This is a genomic window from Flavobacterium sp., assembly GCF_044368625.1.
Classification (GTDB): Bacteria; Bacteroidota; Bacteroidia; order Flavobacteriales; family Flavobacteriaceae; genus Flavobacterium.
The window spans coordinates 1-16,708 of record NZ_JBIPPD010000053.1 but is presented as its reverse complement, the minus strand read 5'-3'; the positions used below and the strand labels follow the sequence as shown (position 1 = coordinate 16,708).

Below are 16,708 nucleotides of genomic sequence, written 5' to 3'. Positions count from 1 at the left end.
GGGAGGTTTTTTATAATTTTCCGACAAGTATCGCAGGAAGCGAGGTAGTAAATTTTGTCCATGATGCTAGTTTAGGGTGCAAAGGAAATTTATTTTCTACTCAAAAAGTGTTATTTTTATCAAAAAAATCCTGAACAATGAAAGAAACATTTGAAATTACACAAACGAGTAGAAAACTACTCAGTAGATGGATTGAAAATCTATCGTTGGAACAGCTCAACACCATTCCACAGGGTTTTAACAACAACATTATTTGGAACATCGGTCACATCATTGTGGTGCAACAAATGTTGGTGTACAATCTTTCAGGTTTGCCGATGCATGTTAAGGCCGATTTGGTTTCAAAATACAAAAAAGGAACACGACCTACAGCACCAGTAACTGAAGCCGAAGTTGCACTTTTAAAAGAATTGCTTTTTACAACTGTGACGCAAACCGAATCTGATTTTGGCACTGGTCTTTTTGAAAGTTTCACCGAATACACAGTAATGACTGGTTTTGTGATTAAAAATGCCAGCGACGCTATTGCCTTTAATTATTACCACGAAGCATTGCATACCGGCGTGATTATGAGTTTGAAAAAGTTGGTGTAAATTACTTCACTTTTAAATACGGTTCCAATTCCGCATAAGTCAATTGTACTTCCTTGGGTCCATCGGCATACGATGCGGCTTCATAGGTGTTGTAGTACAATAATAGGCCTTTTTGATTGAACAAAATCGTAAATGGTAAAGCAAATTTTTCTTCTTCAAACATCAATCCAGTAGAATTGATTCCAGCATTTTCAGGAATTTTATATTGGGTTCTGAATTTTTGTTCGGCAAATTTCGTGAACGCATTTACATCCTTAAATAAATCTTCGTTTTTTAAAATTTTTCCGGTTTCAGGGTTGAAAATCAGGGAGCGAACGCCTTGATATCCGTGAGCGCCACCCGTAAAGGAGTAATGATCGATTTTGTAATTCAAAACATTTTCGGTTTGATACGCAATGGAACCTTCAATTTTTGCTTCCCAACCAAACGTGTCTTTTGGAAATTCTTTTTTCATATCGTCATACGAAGCGATAAAAGACTGAAGCAATCCTTTATATTCCGAAGCAGTATAAGGCTTTTCGCCAAAATAAATAATGCTTTTTACCACTGCATAAACGCGCTTATTGATGCTGTCTGCGGCAACAATGCCTTCTTTTGCAATCGGAAGTTTTACCTCCACAGTCGGACAATTGTCGGAACAAGGCAAAGTTGATTTTTCGGTGAAGGTTTCGGTGGTAAATTCCAATTCTTTTTCGGTATTGCAACTGATGAAGACCGTTGTAAAAGTCAAGAGGTATATAATCTTTTTCATTGGTTTTTGTTTTGATTGAGCATACTTATCGGATACTCGAATGTGAAATTTTTAAATTGCAATTACTTTTTTTAGGCCTATTTTCGAAGCAAAAAAATGTTAATTCTACACAAAGGTACGGACTACAAAATTGGCTTAGCCAAAATTAAACGGTAAATTTGTATTCTTCCTAAAAATAGCAGAAAATGAAATTTAACACCAAAGTGATCCATGGCGGTCAACATCCCGACCCACATACCGGAGCGGTGATGACGCCCGTGTATCAAACCTCTACTTTTGCACAAACCAGTCCGGGAAAACCATTTCATCCCGATTATGAATACGCCCGTTCGGCAAATCCAACCCGTTCGGCATTGGAGCAAGCGCTTGCAAGTATCGAAAATGGTGCAAAAGGTCTTGCTTTTTCCTCCGGTTTAGCGGCTACAGATTGCTTGATTCGAACCTTAAAAGCGGGCGACGAAGTGATTACAATGAACGATTTGTACGGTGGAACGTACCGTATGTTTGCCCGAATTTACAAAGATTCAGGAATCATCTTTCACTTTATTGATTGGGATGATTTGGAACATTTTCAAACGCTAATCAATGAAAACACAAAATTAGTTTGGGTGGAAACCCCGACAAATCCGTTGATGAAACTCGCCGATATTGAAGCGATTGCCAAGATTACCAAAAAGCACAACATCCTTTTTGCAGTCGATAATACCTTTGCCACGCCTTATTTGCAAAAACCCCTCGATTTAGGAGCGGATATTGTAATGCATTCGGCTACCAAATATTTAGGGGGACATTCAGATGTGATTGCCGGAGCTTTGGTAATGAAAGATGCCGAGCTAGGCGAAAAACTGCATTTTCAGCAATTTGCCACAGGTGCGATTTTAGGTCCAATGGATAGTTTTTTGGTGTTGAGAGGCATAAAAACCTTGCATTTACGGATGCAAAGACATTGCGAAAACGGACAAAAAGTAGCCGAATTTTTAGAAAAACATCTGAAAGTAAAAGCCGTTTATTATCCCGGTTTGCCTTCGCATTCGTTTCATGATTTGGCCAAGAAACAAATGCGTGGTTTTGGCGGAATGGTTTCGTTTAATTTTCAATCGGGTGAGAAGAACGATGCGGTTTCTTTTTTGGAAAGAGTAAAAATAGTTACGTTGGCCGAATCTTTGGGTGGTGTAGAATCTCTGGCCAATCATCCTGCAACAATGACCCACGCTTCGGTTCCTGCCGAAACCCGTTTGGCTGTTGGTATAACGGACGACTTGGTTCGTTTGAGCGTTGGAATTGAAGATATTGAAGACCTCATTGCCGATTTAGAACAGGCTTTACAATAGTCAGCATTGCCGTTTATTCGGATCTCAACCATTTGATTACTTTGGTGTCAAGTGGTTTTTTTGTGGAGAAAGTTTAGAGTTTTGTTGTCTCTCGCAAAGGATATCAATCCGCTTGAGCCACCACTTCAATCCCGATACCATTTACATTCGGTAAATAAGCGCCGTCAAATTGTTGCTGAATCGCAATCTTATAAACGCCTTTTTTCAATGCCTCGTTTTTAAAAATAATCTCACGAATGTCGCAATAATCGCCTCCACATTCGCCGGTTTCTTTGCCTTCACTGTCTTTTACAACTAAATTTAGGGTCGTTTTTTCTTCCGTACCATCCGGATAAATAATCGTGACAAAAAGCGGAACGGGATTGATTACAAAATCAGAAAAATAAGCAAAATGCACATTCACATCATAATTCCGTGCTTCTTGTTCAATGCTAAATTCAAAGTTTTTGGTTACTCCTTTTAACCATCGGTTTTCAGGGAAATCTTTATCCAATTCGTCAAATACTTTCTTTTCATTACACGACTGCAAACAAAATGCCAACAAGAAGAGGGATAAAAATTTGATTTTCATATGTGACGTTTTTTTTGATAATTGACTTTTTATAAAACTGCGCGAAGTTGGTTTTATTGTGTTAATTTGACTTTAAATTCCGTTAATTTGTAACGCACAAAATTTTATTTTATGAAATGAGCATAACGGAAATGCGATGCAATTGAAAATGCTTCGCCAGTTCGCAAGCTCGGGTCATCGAATACCAAATAAAATAGTATCCGATGAGATAAACCCCAATGAAGATATGTGCGAATTACTCCCGATAGCTATCGGGAGACCGATTAAAAACAATAAATATTTACACATGAAACGTATTCTCCATATCGATAGCAACCATCCTTTGTTGAAAAGCCAACTCGAAGCGGCGGGATTTATAAACGACGACGACTTTACCTCATCCAAAAAAGAGATTGAATCTAAAATTGCCAATTATGAAGGAATCGTGATTCGGAGTCGGTTTCAGATTGATGCAGCCTTTTTGGAAAAAGCCGTCAACCTAAAATTCATTGCCCGAGTGGGTGCGGGATTGGAAAGCATCGATTGTGAGTGTGCTGCTGCAAACGGAATTGCGTTAATTGCCGCACCCGAAGGAAACCGAAACGCCGTTGCCGAACATGCTTTGGGAATGATTCTAAGTTTGTTCAATAACCTCAATCGGGCGAATGCCGAAGTGAAATCAGGAAAATGGCTACGAGAATCGAATCGCGGACATGAACTGGACGGAAAAACGGTTGGGATTATCGGTTATGGAAATATGGGCAAGGCTTTCGCCAAAAAACTTCGGGGATTTGATGTGACTGTTTTGTGTTATGATATTTTGCCAAATGTAGGCGACGCCAATGCCAAACAAGTTTCGTTGGCCAAACTACAAGAACAAGCAGACGTGCTGAGTTTGCACATTCCTTGGACGCCCGAAACCGACAAATTGGTCGATGAAAATTTTATTAATGCTTTTTCAAAACCCTTTTGGTTGATTAATACCGCAAGAGGTAAAAGCGTGGTGACTGCAGATTTGGCAAAAGCACTAAAGAGCAAGAAAATTTTAGGTGCCGGATTGGATGTTTTGGAATACGAAAAATTATCGTTTGAACAGCTTTTTACGTCGGAAATCCCTGAAGCATTTCAGGATTTGATATCGGCTGAAAATGTAATCTTGAGTCCACATATCGCTGGATGGACTTTTGAGAGTCATGAGAAATTGGCCCAAACCATTGCAGATAAAATACTTTTGGTGTACAATCCTTCTCCTCAAAACGCAGTATTGGAAGAACGTGTAACGGGAATTGGAGGCTTCTTTTTTAAATCCGAAAATCCTGAAAAGTTAAGAGATTGGTACCACAAACACTTGCAATTAAGCACTGACGCTTATGGTTGTACTTTTTGGTGGAAAGACAAAGCAGGTGCCGATTGCTCCACACAATGGTCTGTTCTTGCGGCAAACACCACCTATTTTGAACCTTCAAAAAAGGAGTTTATGCAAAATTTTCGCGTGCGGAATTTAGAAACACTTTTGGAACAATTAAAAGAAGAAGGCGTAGCAGTGGTGGGTGAAATGGAATCCTACGATTATGGAAAATTCGGTTGGATTTTGGACTTGGAAGGAAATAAAATCGAACTTTGGGAGCCTATTGATTCCGCATTCCTATAATTTTTTATATTTTTATAGCATTAAACCAAAACCAAATCTTAAAATTATGGAAACAAGCAGACCCAAAGAAGAAAGTTGGAACAAGCCTTATCAAGCGCCACCACAGTATACACAAGACAATAAGCGGATTTTAACGGGTGTTTTGGCCATACTTTTAGGGTCACTTGGCGTTCACAAATTTGTCTTAGGATACAACAACGAAGGGATTATAATTTTAGTAGTAACGGCCATTGGCTATGCCACACTTTGTATCTTGATTGGTGCATTTGTGCTTGCGGCAACGAGTTTACTCGGATTGATTGAAGGCATTATTTACCTCACCAAAACCGATGCTGAATTTTATGAAACCTATCAGAAAAACAAAAAACCTTGGTTTTAGTTTTTGAAATTGACTAGAATTATCAAATGTTTGCCTCAATTTTTATAGACCTAAAGCTTCGTTTTTATCATAAAAGTTGATGTAAAAGAACGAGTTAAGATCCAAGCCCAGGTCGATAAACGTTTTTTCTAAAAGCGCTATTTCTTGGGTGTTGGTTTCTGCTTCAAGTTCCAAAAAGGAAATAAAATGATTTAAGCTGTCAAATTTAAAACTAAAGGTACTGTTCAGCGAATATTCGGTAAATTTATAATCCATCTCCGTGAGTTGCGGAAATCCATTCCGAATCAGCGAATCTAAAACGGGTTTGTTTTTATCTTCCATAGCAATGGTTTTTAGCTAATGTAGAAAATATTTTTGACGAAAGAATTTTATTTCTTAAAAATATAACGAATTTAGAAAACACAGTTGGTACTCGAATTTGCTGGTTTTCATTCTACACACTTATGATGGTGCTTTTTCATATTGTTCTAAGCACCGTTTCAAATTGGCTTTTATTTCATTCCGTAACCGTTCCGGACTGATCACTTCGAGGCCACGGCCAAAACCCAGCAAAAGACGATGCAATTCATAATTTTCAATCAAAAACAAGTGAATGATAATACTGCCGTCTTCATTGGTATTGATGAGCCGTTGCGAAGTATGCAAAGGTTTGGTCAAAACATAAGGAGCATTGGTATGGTCAATTTTTAACGCCACTTTTCGGGGTTGAAGTCCTGAATTTACGGTAACCCCCACCACATTTTTATAATACTTTTCGGCATTAAAATCAGCTTCCCAATACTCCGCTTGGAAATCAAAATCAACCGCAGTAATTCGGTCCAAAGCAAGGTTGGTTATGGGAGCTGTTTTTCTTCTTTTTCCTACTAAAAACCAGCGGTTGTTGAATTCTTTCAAAATAGAGGCATGAAAGGAAAACGTACTTTCATCACGGGACGTGAACGATTTGTACGTGATTTTCAAAACAATTTTCTTGATGATGGCTTGGTACAAAGGATCGAGAAAATGCAAGCCTTTCAAACTTTCGTTTTTATCCAAATGAATAACGGGTTGCGTGTTCGACTTCTCGGCATAAATCTTGTCTTCGAGCCGCTGTACAATGTCGGAAACGTCGCTGAATAAAGAGAAATCTTTGAACTGTTTTAACATCGAAACGGTTTCCGTCAGCACATTAATGTCGGTTTCGGTCAACGGAATATCGGTAATCGAATAGTCTTCGTCTTCGTATTTGTAAAATTTTTTATCGTAAACTACAATTGGAGCGCTGTAACCTAACTTTTCGCTCCGCATCAGCTGAAGGTCGAGTTGCGTTGTTCGTTTACTTACCGTATTTTCTTTTCCTTCAAATTCAAATAAAGCTTCCGAACATGCTTGTGTCAAATCGTCCAAAGTCCATTGTCGGTAATGGTTTTGCAAACATTTGTCAATCGTTTTGTAGCGAATTAAGGCGTTTTTATTTTGAGACATTTTTTTAAAAGACTAAAGGATTGAAAGATTTTATCTATAAATGATCAATTTCTGCTTGAATGTTTGCTCTTGCTTTGGTTTCAAAATCCGTTTGAAAGCTTTCTGTTTGGTAGATGTACTCTTTTTCCAAGAAATGTTCCAATGCTTTTTTCCGACCGGGATGGTATAGAAAGTCGGGGTAAATGCTGAATTCTTTTCGAATTTGTTTCGCATAAATGGCATACGCTTCTGGGGCTTTTGCCAAAACTTTTAAGTCAAAATCAATCAACCATTTTTCGTCGTTCACACCCATAGTAACGTGGTTTTTGGTGGCCAAAATCAAATCGAAAATAATTTGCTTGTTGGCACTTGACTGTTCCGGCAATAATGCTATCGCATGTTCGGCACTTCTGCGTTCGTTGTCTTTTCGAGCACAGTTGTAAATGTAATCGTGGTAAAAAAGGGCGTATAAAACTTCTTCTGGAAATTCCAACTGATTTTTATACATTTCAAAACATTCCAACATTTCCTCCAAATGTTTTAAATTGTGGTAATGTCTGGAAGCGCTGGAATACGCTTTTTCTAATTTTTGCCAATGTTTACCTGTATTTTCAGGCGAAAAACCAATACGTTCGAGCAGTTCAATATAAATATTTTGAAGATCCATCGGCAATTGTTTTTTTCAAATGTAAAAATTAATTTTTACTGCGCAAAATAATTGCGTAGTCCCGCGAGCATCTTTGTACCGTCAAAAAGAAAAAACGTATGAACACACCCATCAACGGAACAGATTTAATTGCATTGGGATATGCAGAAAACGCCGTTTTAGGAATTGCTTTGCGAATCAATCGCGGACGAAACGGTTTTACAAAAGAACAAATGTTGGCCAATTATGCGGCGGTTTTAGCCCAACCCGAAAACTATATATCGGATAAAATATTCAGCAAACTCGCTTCGGCCATAATCCAAAAAGCCAATGAAAAACCCGAAGATTTCATCACTTTGAATCCAGAGCCAAACGCTTTTTCGGCTTATGGATTGGAACAAATTGAAGAAGGTGCTTTGGACCAAATGCGGGTCGCTATGAAACTTCCCGTAACGGTTGCAGGTGCTTTGATGCCGGATGCCCATCAAGGTTACGGATTGCCGATTGGTGGTGTTTTGGCTACTAAAAACGCCATAATTCCTTACGGCGTGGGCGTTGATATTGGTTGCCGAATGGCGTTGTCCATCTACGATATTCCTGAAGCGTTTTACACCGAACACCACGATAAATTCAAACGAGAATTGGTAGCGCATTCCAAATTTGGTGCGGGACACGGATTTCACGGCCCGTACAAATCCGATCATGCGGTATTGGAAAGCCCTCATTTTCAAACCAACGCTTTAACAAAAAGCTTGAAAGATAAAGCATGGTCGCAATTGGGTTCTTCTGGTGGCGGAAATCATTTTGTGGAATTCGGAATCATTGAATTTGAAAAAGAAGATACGGTATTGAATATCCCAAAAGGAAAATACGTAGCGTTGTTGACGCATTCGGGTTCCAGAGGTTTTGGCGCAACAGTAGCTGGACATTATACCAAGTTGGCAAAGGACGTTTGCAAATTGCCCGAAGTGGCGCGAAACTTGGCGTACTTGGATATGAATTCGGCATTGGGTCAGGAATATTGGATTGCAATGAACTTGGCGGGTGATTATGCCTCGGCTTGCCACGAAATTATCCATAGCAAAATGAAAAAGGCTTTGGGTGCGACGGTTTTGGCGAAAGTAGAAAACCACCACAACTTTGCATGGAAGGAAATTTGGAACGGCGAAGAAGTCATCGTGCATCGAAAAGGAGCGACTCCTGCTGGAAAAGGTGTCATGGGAATCATCCCCGGAAGTATGACAGCTCCCGGATTTTTGGTTCGCGGTAAAGGCGAAGAAAACGCCATCAACTCGGCTTCTCATGGAGCGGGACGACAAATGAGCCGAACCAAAGCCATCAAATCGATAACCAAAAACGAGATGAAAAGCATCTTGAACCACCACGGCGTGACTTTGATTGGAGCCAGTTTGGACGAAGCACCAATGGCTTACAAAGACATCCACCAAGTCATGGCGGCACAAGAAGATTTGGTCGATGTTGTGGCCAAACTCACTCCGAAAATGGTACGAATGGCAGATGATGGAAGTCGAGAGGATTAGTTTTCAGTCGCAGTGGTCAGTCTCAGTGCTCAGTATTTTCTCCAGCTTTGTCACCCTGAATTCATTTCAGGGTCTCTGCAATTTTGTTTAAAAACACGAACAACCACAAAATTTGCTGTAATAGGCAGAGGAAGTGGTTGTTTTTGTGTTAAATTTGGAAACAATTTTTTTGTTTTTACTGGAAGCGGTAATTTATGATGGAGTTTTTCCAGACTAGGATTGGCAGACTCTAGCGTCGGTTACGAAAATTGGTTTTCTAAATCAGCATCTGTTTTCTTTTCAAGGTCTTCCAAATTTATTCCCAAGGCATCAAATAAGGCAATATATTTCTTTACGGTATTTCTGGAAAGCGAGAGATAATTGCTAATAAAGAGCTTACTCTTGCCACTACTATGGGATTTTAATGCTTTTCTAATTTTACTCATGTCTGTTAATTTATTGGTCATAAATCCGTCTTTTTTAAAACGAATTTAAGGGCTAACAGCATGAAAAAAAGCAGTCGTTTTTAGGTGGTCAATTTCAACCGAAACTGCTGGTCAATTTCAACTGGAATTAGGTGGTCAATTTGATCCTTTTTTCCACTAATACTACCTCATAAAAACCTTATAGTGTGAAAATGGGGTGCTTAATCCATTTAAAATTAGTTCATTGATTTTTTGTACGAACTAAAAAAAGCATATTTTTACACGGGCAATTTTATTTTAATCTATAGAAACATGGAAACACCAAACGACGGATCAAACATTGATAAGTACACACAGAATAAAGTAGAAGAAGGCATTCAAGAATTACTGAATGAAAAAGAGATAAAAATAAAGTGGCGAAAAGAGTTGGAACAAAATGAAGCCGTTCAAAATTATTTTAAAGGCTTTAAGGAAACTTCCATTAATTCTTTCGTAGACCATTATTTGAATCAAAAATACTTATGGTTTCGGTTTGGTAATATGTATAAAAAAATGGCCGACGAGCAGCGTTCGCAGTGGATAGAATTGGCACATAACCATTTAGAAATTATCCTGCAAAAAAAACTGTTTGATTTACAATGTTTGTGGAGAGCAGAACAAGTTGAACTCGAAGGTGTCGCCATTTGTTTTGATTTTGTAGTATGGCAAAACAATATTTTCAATTGTCCGTTTTTAGAACCGCTTACAGCAGATGATATTGAGATGTATCAGCAATATTTACTAAAAGAAGAGACGGAACTTGAAGATTATTTTGCAGGTGACGAATGGCAAGATTATGAAGAGATGAAAGCGGATTACTTAGATACTGAAGGTGACTATTATGGGATGCCCGAGTGGTATGAATTTCATAACCAAAGAACGGGCAATACTAGTCTGTTACTTTTGCCCGATCTTAGAGGTGAAAAAGAACGTTTTTACAGTGATTTATTTTTTAAAAATCAAGCAGAAAAAGAAAAAATAGGGCAACCTTCGATTCTTCTTCAGGACAGTGGTGTCCAGCATTTAAGTTCCGATCAAGAAACGATAGCTTTTTTTGTAAAAACTTTTGAAAGCAAGGACATACAAAGCAAAAATAAGCATTATGTGGAATACAATTCATTTGAGGATAACTTCTATTATGAAGACCTGATTAGAGAATTAATTCGAACGAAAGAAGATATACCCATTCGGGCAAATACAGATTTTAAAAAAGCTTTGATTTTGGCCAATAATGAATACCGCTGTAAAAAAGTGGCAGATCATTTACCTTTAGCTTTTGAGCAATACCAGTTCAATAAAAAAATGGGATTTTCTGTTGGAGGAAAAGATTCATTTTACCATGATTTAAGGAAATCTTATGTTCAGAGATTAATAGACGGTAGAGTATTAAATGGAGAAGAACCGACGCTAGATTTTTAATTATCAAGAGATAAAGATTTCGGGTATATTCCATCCAATCCTTTTCCAACTAAAATTTCTATAAGAACACCACAAGTAGTACTTTTATCGAAAATATACGCCTTATGGATACTGCAGTTTTACACGCACAATTAAAAGAACATTTTGGGTTTGAAAAGTTCCGACCCCATCAAGAAGCGATTATTCAAACAGTACTCGCTAACAAAGACGCTTTAGCGATTATGCCTACCGGCGGCGGAAAGTCCATTTGTTTTCAGTTGCCTGCTTTGCTGCTTCCTGGAATTACCGTGGTGGTTTCGCCGCTTATTGCTTTGATGAAAGACCAGGTAGACAGTTTGAAAGCCAATGGTATTGCTGCTTGTTTCATCAACAGTACCCAAAACGAACAAGAACAACACTTGCTGCTGGACGGTTTGCGGGACAATACGATCAAGCTAGTTTATGTAGCTCCCGAAAGTTTGTCGTACCTCGATCAGGCATTCAATTCGTTGCAAATTAGTTTGATTGCTATTGATGAAGCCCATTGTATTTCGGCTTGGGGACATGATTTTCGTCCCGCTTATACGAATTTGGGGTACTTGAAAAAGCGTTTTCCCAACACTCCAGTTTTAGCCTTGACAGCCACCGCCGACAAAGCGACTCGTAACGATATTGCCCAACAGTTGCAATTGAACGACCCTACTATTTATGTTTCGTCTTTTGATCGAAAAAACTTGAGTTTGGAGGTCCGACCTGCTCTCGATCGTGTGAAACAGATTATCGATTTTATTGAAAGTAAACCCAATGAATCCGGTATCGTGTATTGTTTGAGTCGGAAAACAACCGAAGAATTGGCTCAGAAATTACAGCAAAAAGGCATCAATGCCAAAGCCTATCACGCAGGTTTGGAAGCGGGTCTTCGTGCCAAAACACAAGAGGATTTCATCAACGACGATTGTCCGATTGTATGCGCCACCATTGCTTTTGGGATGGGGATTGACAAATCAAATGTCCGCTGGGTGATTCACTATAATTTACCCAAAAACATTGAAGGATATTACCAAGAAATAGGCCGTGCAGGCCGAGACGGTTTGCCTTCAGAAACGATTTTATTTGAAAGTTATGCCGATGTGATTCAGTTGCAGAAATTTGCTGGAGAAGGTTTGAATTCGGAAGTACAACTTGCCAAACTCGAACGCATGAAGCAATATGCCGACGCGTTGAGTTGCCGTAGGAAAATCCTGCTTTCGTATTTTGGTGAATTGGTTACAGATAATTGTGGGAATTGTGACATCTGCAAAAATCCCCCCGTGTTTTTTGACGGCACAGTATTGGCCCAAAAGGCTTTGTCGGCAATTGCCCGTTTGAAGGAACAAGAACCTTTGTCGGTGATTGTTGATTTTTTACGGGGTTCGAAAAACGCCTATATGTACGAAAAGCAGTACCAAGACCTGAAAACCTACGGAATCGGCGGCGACACCTCTTGGTACGATTGGAACCAGTATTTGATACAGTTGATTAATTTAGGCTATTGCGAAATAGCTTTTCACCAAAACAATAAAATTCTGTTGACTCCCTTTGCTCGAAAAGTACTCTTCGAAGGGCAAAAAGTACAGTTGACTTCGGTGGTGAAAAAAGCCGTGGATTACAGCGAAAGCAAGTCGGTGAAAAAGCGCACCACAGCGAACTCTTTGTTTGATATTTTACGCCAATTGCGGTATGACATTTCCAAAGAAGAAAGTGTTCCGGCGTATGTTATTTTTAACGACGCGACGCTACGGCAATTGGAAATGGTTCGTCCGATGAGTGAATCGGAATTTCTTACAATAGATGGGGTGGGTAAAGCCAAACTTGAAAAATACGGTGCTGCATTTATCGATGCGATTATTACTTTTCAGCAAAACAAAAAGACAAAGGACCAGAAAGAAGGAAGTACGTATAAAGTCACACTAGCACTTTATCAGCAAGGTATTTCGGTTGAAGATATTGCTTCACAGCGGAAATTAGGAATTTCCACGGTGCTTTCGCACATTGCCAAATTGTATGTGGACGGTCATATTTCCGACGTCAGTGCTTTTGTTTCTGCCGAAGAAGTGCGCCAAATCAAAGCCGCTCAAACTACCTTGGAACCTACAACGGCCTTGAAACCGTATTTCGATTATTTTGAAGCGCAAATGTCGTATGAAAGGATCCGAATGGGACTGGCGGTTTTGGAGAAGGAAAGTGGGAAAATTACGGAGTACAGCGAATAGAGAAACCGTTATATTTCAAACTCAAACTGCGGAAAAACCATGAACAACGGTCTGTTATTGAGGAAATCTTATACAAGGAATAGGAATGTAACACCACATACGTGCTTCGAATTCGCTGACCTCGCAGCATACTAAATTACAACTAAAAACTTCACCCAAAGAAGTCTTCCCATTTGCTGAGTCAAGTTTTTAGGAAAGCAATCAGTAATTTTGAAAAAAAACAATACATTTGCCCTCGAAATGAAAAACATATACCAAAATATCAACGCGTCATTTAGACTGGTTTGCGATCGCAAGGAAGGAAAACTTCCTAGTGAATGTCGTGGATGTAAGGGTTATTGTTTGGATTTTGGGTAAAATTTGTAGCTGAAAAATCAAAAATAATAGTAAAAGCGTCCTGGTATCGGGGCGCTTTTTTCGTTTAAAATCCAAATGGAAGCCATTCATTGAAATGGATTAAAAAAATAAATAGAAAAATGTTTAATGATCATACAAAATAGTAACCAATAGCCTTGAAAAGTAATCCGGTGAGAGACAGTCATTTGGTTCAAATAAGCTTCTACCCGAGTTGGTGGACAGGAATTTTTTTGGCTTTAAATTATATTTAAGTACTTGATATTCAGTAAATTATTTTTTAAAATGATTTGGAAGTTTGTTTTTTTTGAGTTTATCTTTGCGGCGTTAAGATTGAAAGATTTAAGATTTAGGAATGAGGGTTAAAATAAAAATAATGACAACAATAATTTCAACATATAAAGAAAACGCAACAATGATTTGTAATTTAAAATCACATAATACACAACTGGCGAACCCGAGTTTTGATCGCGGATTTTTGACGGTACTGGTGCATGAATGCAGGCAAATGGAATAAGTATATTCTGTTGATATGTTTTGAAGCACCTTGATGAGGTGCTTTTTTTATGCACAAAAATGAATGATTTCGTAGCTCAACTGCCTGCTAAATAAAAGGTTAGAGGTTCTCCCGATAGCTCTCGGAACCTCGAGGTCACATTGTTTTTTTAGAAAGGAAACAAATCTCTAAAAGCGCTTATTTTTTGACTGTCTCTCATCAAGTAAGCGCTTAGGAGTTAAAACGGAGGAGATAACGGTGTTTGTTTACCTGTCTTGGACGCGGGAGGTTACAAGTTCTCCTGAAGTTTCGGGATTGCTTCCCCGATAATTGGAATAGTGGTGTAGGTGGTCTGCCGTCTCGCCATAGGGACTGGAAGGTATTCGTTCGACCTGAATCTGTTTCGCAAATGAAAAAGTATTAAAAACAAGTAAAAATGAAAACTAGAAAAGAACATTTAAGCCACTTTAGCATAGCAGGTTTCACTTACTATGATGGGCCATTGGTGTTTAAAAAACTGACCATTGGTAAAAAACTAAAATTAAAACTGGAAGAAGACAACAAGTTTGATGCACGAGCGGTTGCCCTTTATTTCAAAGGGAAAAAATTGGGTTTCATTCCAAAATCGGAAAACAGAATTATTTATAAACTTTTGAAAGTCGGGTTAGGGTCAAATTTAAGTATTGTTATCCAGCAAGTTGATCCTTATGAACATCCCGAAAAGCAAATTATGGTAGTTGTCCATTTGATTGAAAATGAAAACTAATTTCCTCTACGTAAAATAATTGCGTAGTGGTTTTGAAATCTTTGTTTAAGCAAAAAGAACCTAAAATATCAAACAAGTCCTGTTGCGTGTTTCTGTACAGCACCATTGTAGATCACTTTTCGCGAAAGCGTATCATGTTTATCTGTGCAACTTGATTTGGAGGTTTGGGTGGTTACCAAAATACCACTCGTACTCTATGGGTCACGGGTTCGATTCCCGTTCCTGACTTGTCGGGATAGTTCAGTTGGTTAGAACAATAGATTGGTTACGCAGGTTCGAATCCTGCACCGGATTTTGATTCGGGTTGACAGCGGCCGTCGCCTTCTCAGACTTTAAATCTGAAAGAAAGAGCAGCATGACTCTTTAAAAAAATGCAAGCAAAGAAAATAGAGCCTGCTCGATCAGTACAATTCAATTGCAATATCTGGATTTTACACTTTTGACAGGACTTGAAAGTAGTGTGATGTGTTTTGAAATCCTGGCTTTTCTTTTTGGCTTGACCGATAAAAATTCTGTTGAATTTAATCTGAAAATAGTCCGAAACAAAGGTCAATTCACAAAAGACCCGCCTACTTCCGTCAGGGAAAAAGGATGGAGCAGGTTCGTTTTCTTATTAATATTAAACGTTTAAAAATAAAAAAAAATGATTAAAAAAGTACGCATTAATGCCTACCAAGTGGGTTTGGTATTTGAGAATAAAAAGTTGGTAAAAGTTTTGGAGGAAGGCGTCTTCTGGATCTTTGGCAACAAAGAAGTAATGGTTTTTGAAAAGAAACAAACTTTTGTAGCACCAATTGAATTGAACATCTTGTTGCAAAATGAGGCTTTGGCTTCTTTGTTGGAAATCGTTGAAATTGCCGATAATGGAATTGCCTTGTACTTTGTGAACGACATCTTCAAAGAAGTTTTGAACACCGGAAGGTATGCATTTTGGAAAGGGTATGTAAAAAATACGTTTGTGAAAGTCGACTTGTCTAAAGTGTACATCACCGAGCAAATTCCACAAGCTTTGTTGGAAAACGCAAAGATCAGAATGTATGTAAGACGTTTTCAAGTGGCCAATTTCGAGAAAGGTTTGTTGTTCGTTAACGGTATTTTTGCCAAAGAATTGACGGCTGGAACCTATTACTTTTGGAACAACGCTATTTCTGTAGAAGTAAAAACAGCCGATACGAGACAACAACAATTGGAAATTTCTGGTCAGGAATTGTTGACCAAGGACAAAGCCGGTTTGCGTATCAACTTTTTTGTAAGCTACCAAGTGACGCATATTTTCAAAGCGTTGGTGGACAATAAAGATTTTGAAAAACAGTTGTACGTCTTGATGCAATTGGCTTTGAGGGCTTTTGTTGGCGGATTCACGTTGGATGAATTGTTGGCTCGAAAAGATACGGTTGCCAAAGAAATATTGGAAAACGTTCAGGTAAAAATCAATGCCTTGGGTTTGGTGGTTGCTGATGCCGGTATCCGAGACGTAATTTTGCCAGGCGACATGAAAGAAATCATGAACCAAGTTTTGGTTGCTGAGAAAAAGGCACAAGCCAACAGCATCATGCGACGTGAAGAAACGGCTTCTACGAGAAGCTTGTTGAACACCGCCAAATTGATGGAGGAAAACGAGATGTTGTGGAAATTGAAAGAGATGGAATACGTTGAAAAAATTGCCGACAAGATTGGTGAAATCACGATTTCTGGCAGTAGCAACATCATCGGTCAATTGAAGGAAATTTTCGTTAAATAGACAATCAACCACGGACTTTTATAGGTTCGTGGTTTTTAAAATTTGAAACAGTTGATCCGAGAATTGATATTTAATCGTGCCTAAAAGTTGATGTCAACTCGAAAATGTTTGCCTCAAGTTTTTAAAGCACTAGTTTTGTTGACTTTTTACTTTGCCGTACTCACAATTTGATATATCTTCATTGATAGCGTTTCAAAATGGATAATTGCAAAATTCCCGTCTGTCATTTTCTATTTATTTTGTAAACAGCTACCAAAAATTTTTCAACCTATGGCAGATGTTATAATGCTTATTTTGAAATTATGAGTCAATTGCTTTTTTGGGATATTTTTTTACGAAAAAAACATACAATATCGTTAAACTCAAAATAAAA

Annotated in this window: 16 protein-coding genes; 10 read left to right on the top strand and 6 right to left on the bottom strand. The window is 38.4% G+C overall.

From position 1 onward, the window contains the following. Nucleotides 1-137: 137 nt before the first annotated feature. Entirely contained in the window at nt 138-593 is a 456-nt protein-coding gene (locus tag ACIQ2X_RS06110) for a DinB family protein (RefSeq protein WP_396178042.1), read from the top strand. Nucleotide 594: 1 nt separating this feature from the next. Here ACIQ2X_RS06110 and ACIQ2X_RS06105 read toward each other — a convergent pair whose 3' ends face one another. Continuing rightward, entirely contained in the window at nt 595-1,344 is a 750-nt protein-coding gene (locus tag ACIQ2X_RS06105) for a PdaC/SigV domain-containing protein (RefSeq protein ID WP_396178041.1), read from the bottom strand. Between the two features lie 185 nt (nt 1,345-1,529). Here ACIQ2X_RS06105 and ACIQ2X_RS06100 point away from each other — a divergent pair, with 185 nt between their 5' ends. Continuing rightward, on the top strand, nt 1,530-2,675 hold the full coding sequence (locus tag ACIQ2X_RS06100) for a cystathionine gamma-synthase (protein WP_396178040.1): 1,146 nt from the start codon (nt 1,530-1,532) through the stop codon (nt 2,673-2,675). A gap of 103 nt (nt 2,676-2,778) precedes the next feature. Here ACIQ2X_RS06100 and ACIQ2X_RS06095 read toward each other — a convergent pair whose 3' ends face one another. Beyond that, nucleotides 2,779-3,246, bottom strand: coding sequence for a hypothetical protein (locus tag ACIQ2X_RS06095; RefSeq protein WP_396178039.1), 468 nt, complete (start codon nt 3,244-3,246; stop codon nt 2,779-2,781). A gap of 286 nt (nt 3,247-3,532) precedes the next feature. Here ACIQ2X_RS06095 and ACIQ2X_RS06090 point away from each other — a divergent pair, with 286 nt between their 5' ends. Further along, nucleotides 3,533-4,876, top strand: a complete 1,344-nt coding sequence (locus tag ACIQ2X_RS06090) for an NAD(P)-dependent oxidoreductase (RefSeq protein ID WP_396178038.1) — start codon at nt 3,533-3,535, stop codon at nt 4,874-4,876. A gap of 46 nt (nt 4,877-4,922) precedes the next feature. Further along, on the top strand, nt 4,923-5,255 hold the full coding sequence (locus ACIQ2X_RS06085) for a TM2 domain-containing protein (protein WP_396178037.1): 333 nt from the start codon (nt 4,923-4,925) through the stop codon (nt 5,253-5,255). A gap of 42 nt (nt 5,256-5,297) precedes the next feature. On the opposite strand, the gene ACIQ2X_RS06080 is transcribed toward ACIQ2X_RS06085, so the two are convergent. The 3 genes from ACIQ2X_RS06080 to ACIQ2X_RS06070 form a co-directional block, all read right to left on the bottom strand. Next, nucleotides 5,298-5,576 carry a hypothetical protein gene (locus ACIQ2X_RS06080; RefSeq protein ID WP_396178036.1) on the bottom strand — a complete coding sequence of 93 codons (279 nt, stop codon included), beginning with the start codon at nt 5,574-5,576 and terminating at the stop codon, nt 5,298-5,300. Between the two features lie 120 nt (nt 5,577-5,696). Next, nucleotides 5,697-6,719 (bottom strand): helix-turn-helix transcriptional regulator, encoded by a 1,023-nt coding sequence (locus ACIQ2X_RS06075; protein ID WP_396178035.1) that lies wholly within the window; start codon nt 6,717-6,719, stop codon nt 5,697-5,699. 34 nt (nt 6,720-6,753) lie between these two features. Beyond that, nucleotides 6,754-7,365, bottom strand: a complete 612-nt coding sequence (locus ACIQ2X_RS06070) for a hypothetical protein (protein ID WP_396178034.1) — start codon at nt 7,363-7,365, stop codon at nt 6,754-6,756. 98 nt (nt 7,366-7,463) lie between these two features. Here ACIQ2X_RS06070 and ACIQ2X_RS06065 point away from each other — a divergent pair, with 98 nt between their 5' ends. Beyond that, nucleotides 7,464-8,885: an RtcB family protein gene (locus ACIQ2X_RS06065; RefSeq protein WP_396178033.1), complete on the top strand. Its 1,422-nt coding sequence runs from the start codon at nt 7,464-7,466 to the stop codon at nt 8,883-8,885. Nucleotides 8,886-9,124: 239 nt separating this feature from the next. Here the strand turns inward: ACIQ2X_RS06065 and ACIQ2X_RS06060 are convergent, their stop codons facing one another. Next, nucleotides 9,125-9,331, bottom strand: a complete 207-nt coding sequence (locus tag ACIQ2X_RS06060) for a hypothetical protein (protein ID WP_396178031.1) — start codon at nt 9,329-9,331, stop codon at nt 9,125-9,127. Nucleotides 9,332-9,601: 270 nt separating this feature from the next. On the opposite strand from ACIQ2X_RS06060, the gene ACIQ2X_RS06055 reads away from it, so the two are divergent. The 5 genes from ACIQ2X_RS06055 (at nt 9,602) to ACIQ2X_RS06035 (ending at nt 16,335) form a co-directional block, all read left to right on the top strand. Next, entirely contained in the window at nt 9,602-10,747 is a 1,146-nt protein-coding gene (locus ACIQ2X_RS06055) for a hypothetical protein (RefSeq protein ID WP_396178030.1), read from the top strand. Nucleotides 10,748-10,851: 104 nt separating this feature from the next. Next, entirely contained in the window at nt 10,852-12,978 is a 2,127-nt protein-coding gene (gene recQ / locus ACIQ2X_RS06050) for a DNA helicase RecQ (protein WP_396178029.1), read from the top strand. A gap of 730 nt (nt 12,979-13,708) precedes the next feature. Next, a complete protein-coding gene (locus tag ACIQ2X_RS06045) occupies nt 13,709-13,849 on the top strand; it encodes a hypothetical protein (RefSeq protein WP_396178027.1) in 141 nt (46 codons plus the stop codon). 415 nt (nt 13,850-14,264) lie between these two features. Further along, a complete protein-coding gene (locus ACIQ2X_RS06040; protein WP_396178026.1) occupies nt 14,265-14,594 on the top strand; it encodes an HIRAN domain-containing protein in 330 nt (109 codons plus the stop codon). Between the two features lie 643 nt (nt 14,595-15,237). Next, nucleotides 15,238-16,335, top strand: a complete 1,098-nt coding sequence (locus tag ACIQ2X_RS06035; protein ID WP_396178025.1) for a slipin family protein — start codon at nt 15,238-15,240, stop codon at nt 16,333-16,335. The last annotated feature ends 373 nt before the right edge of the window (nt 16,336-16,708 follow it).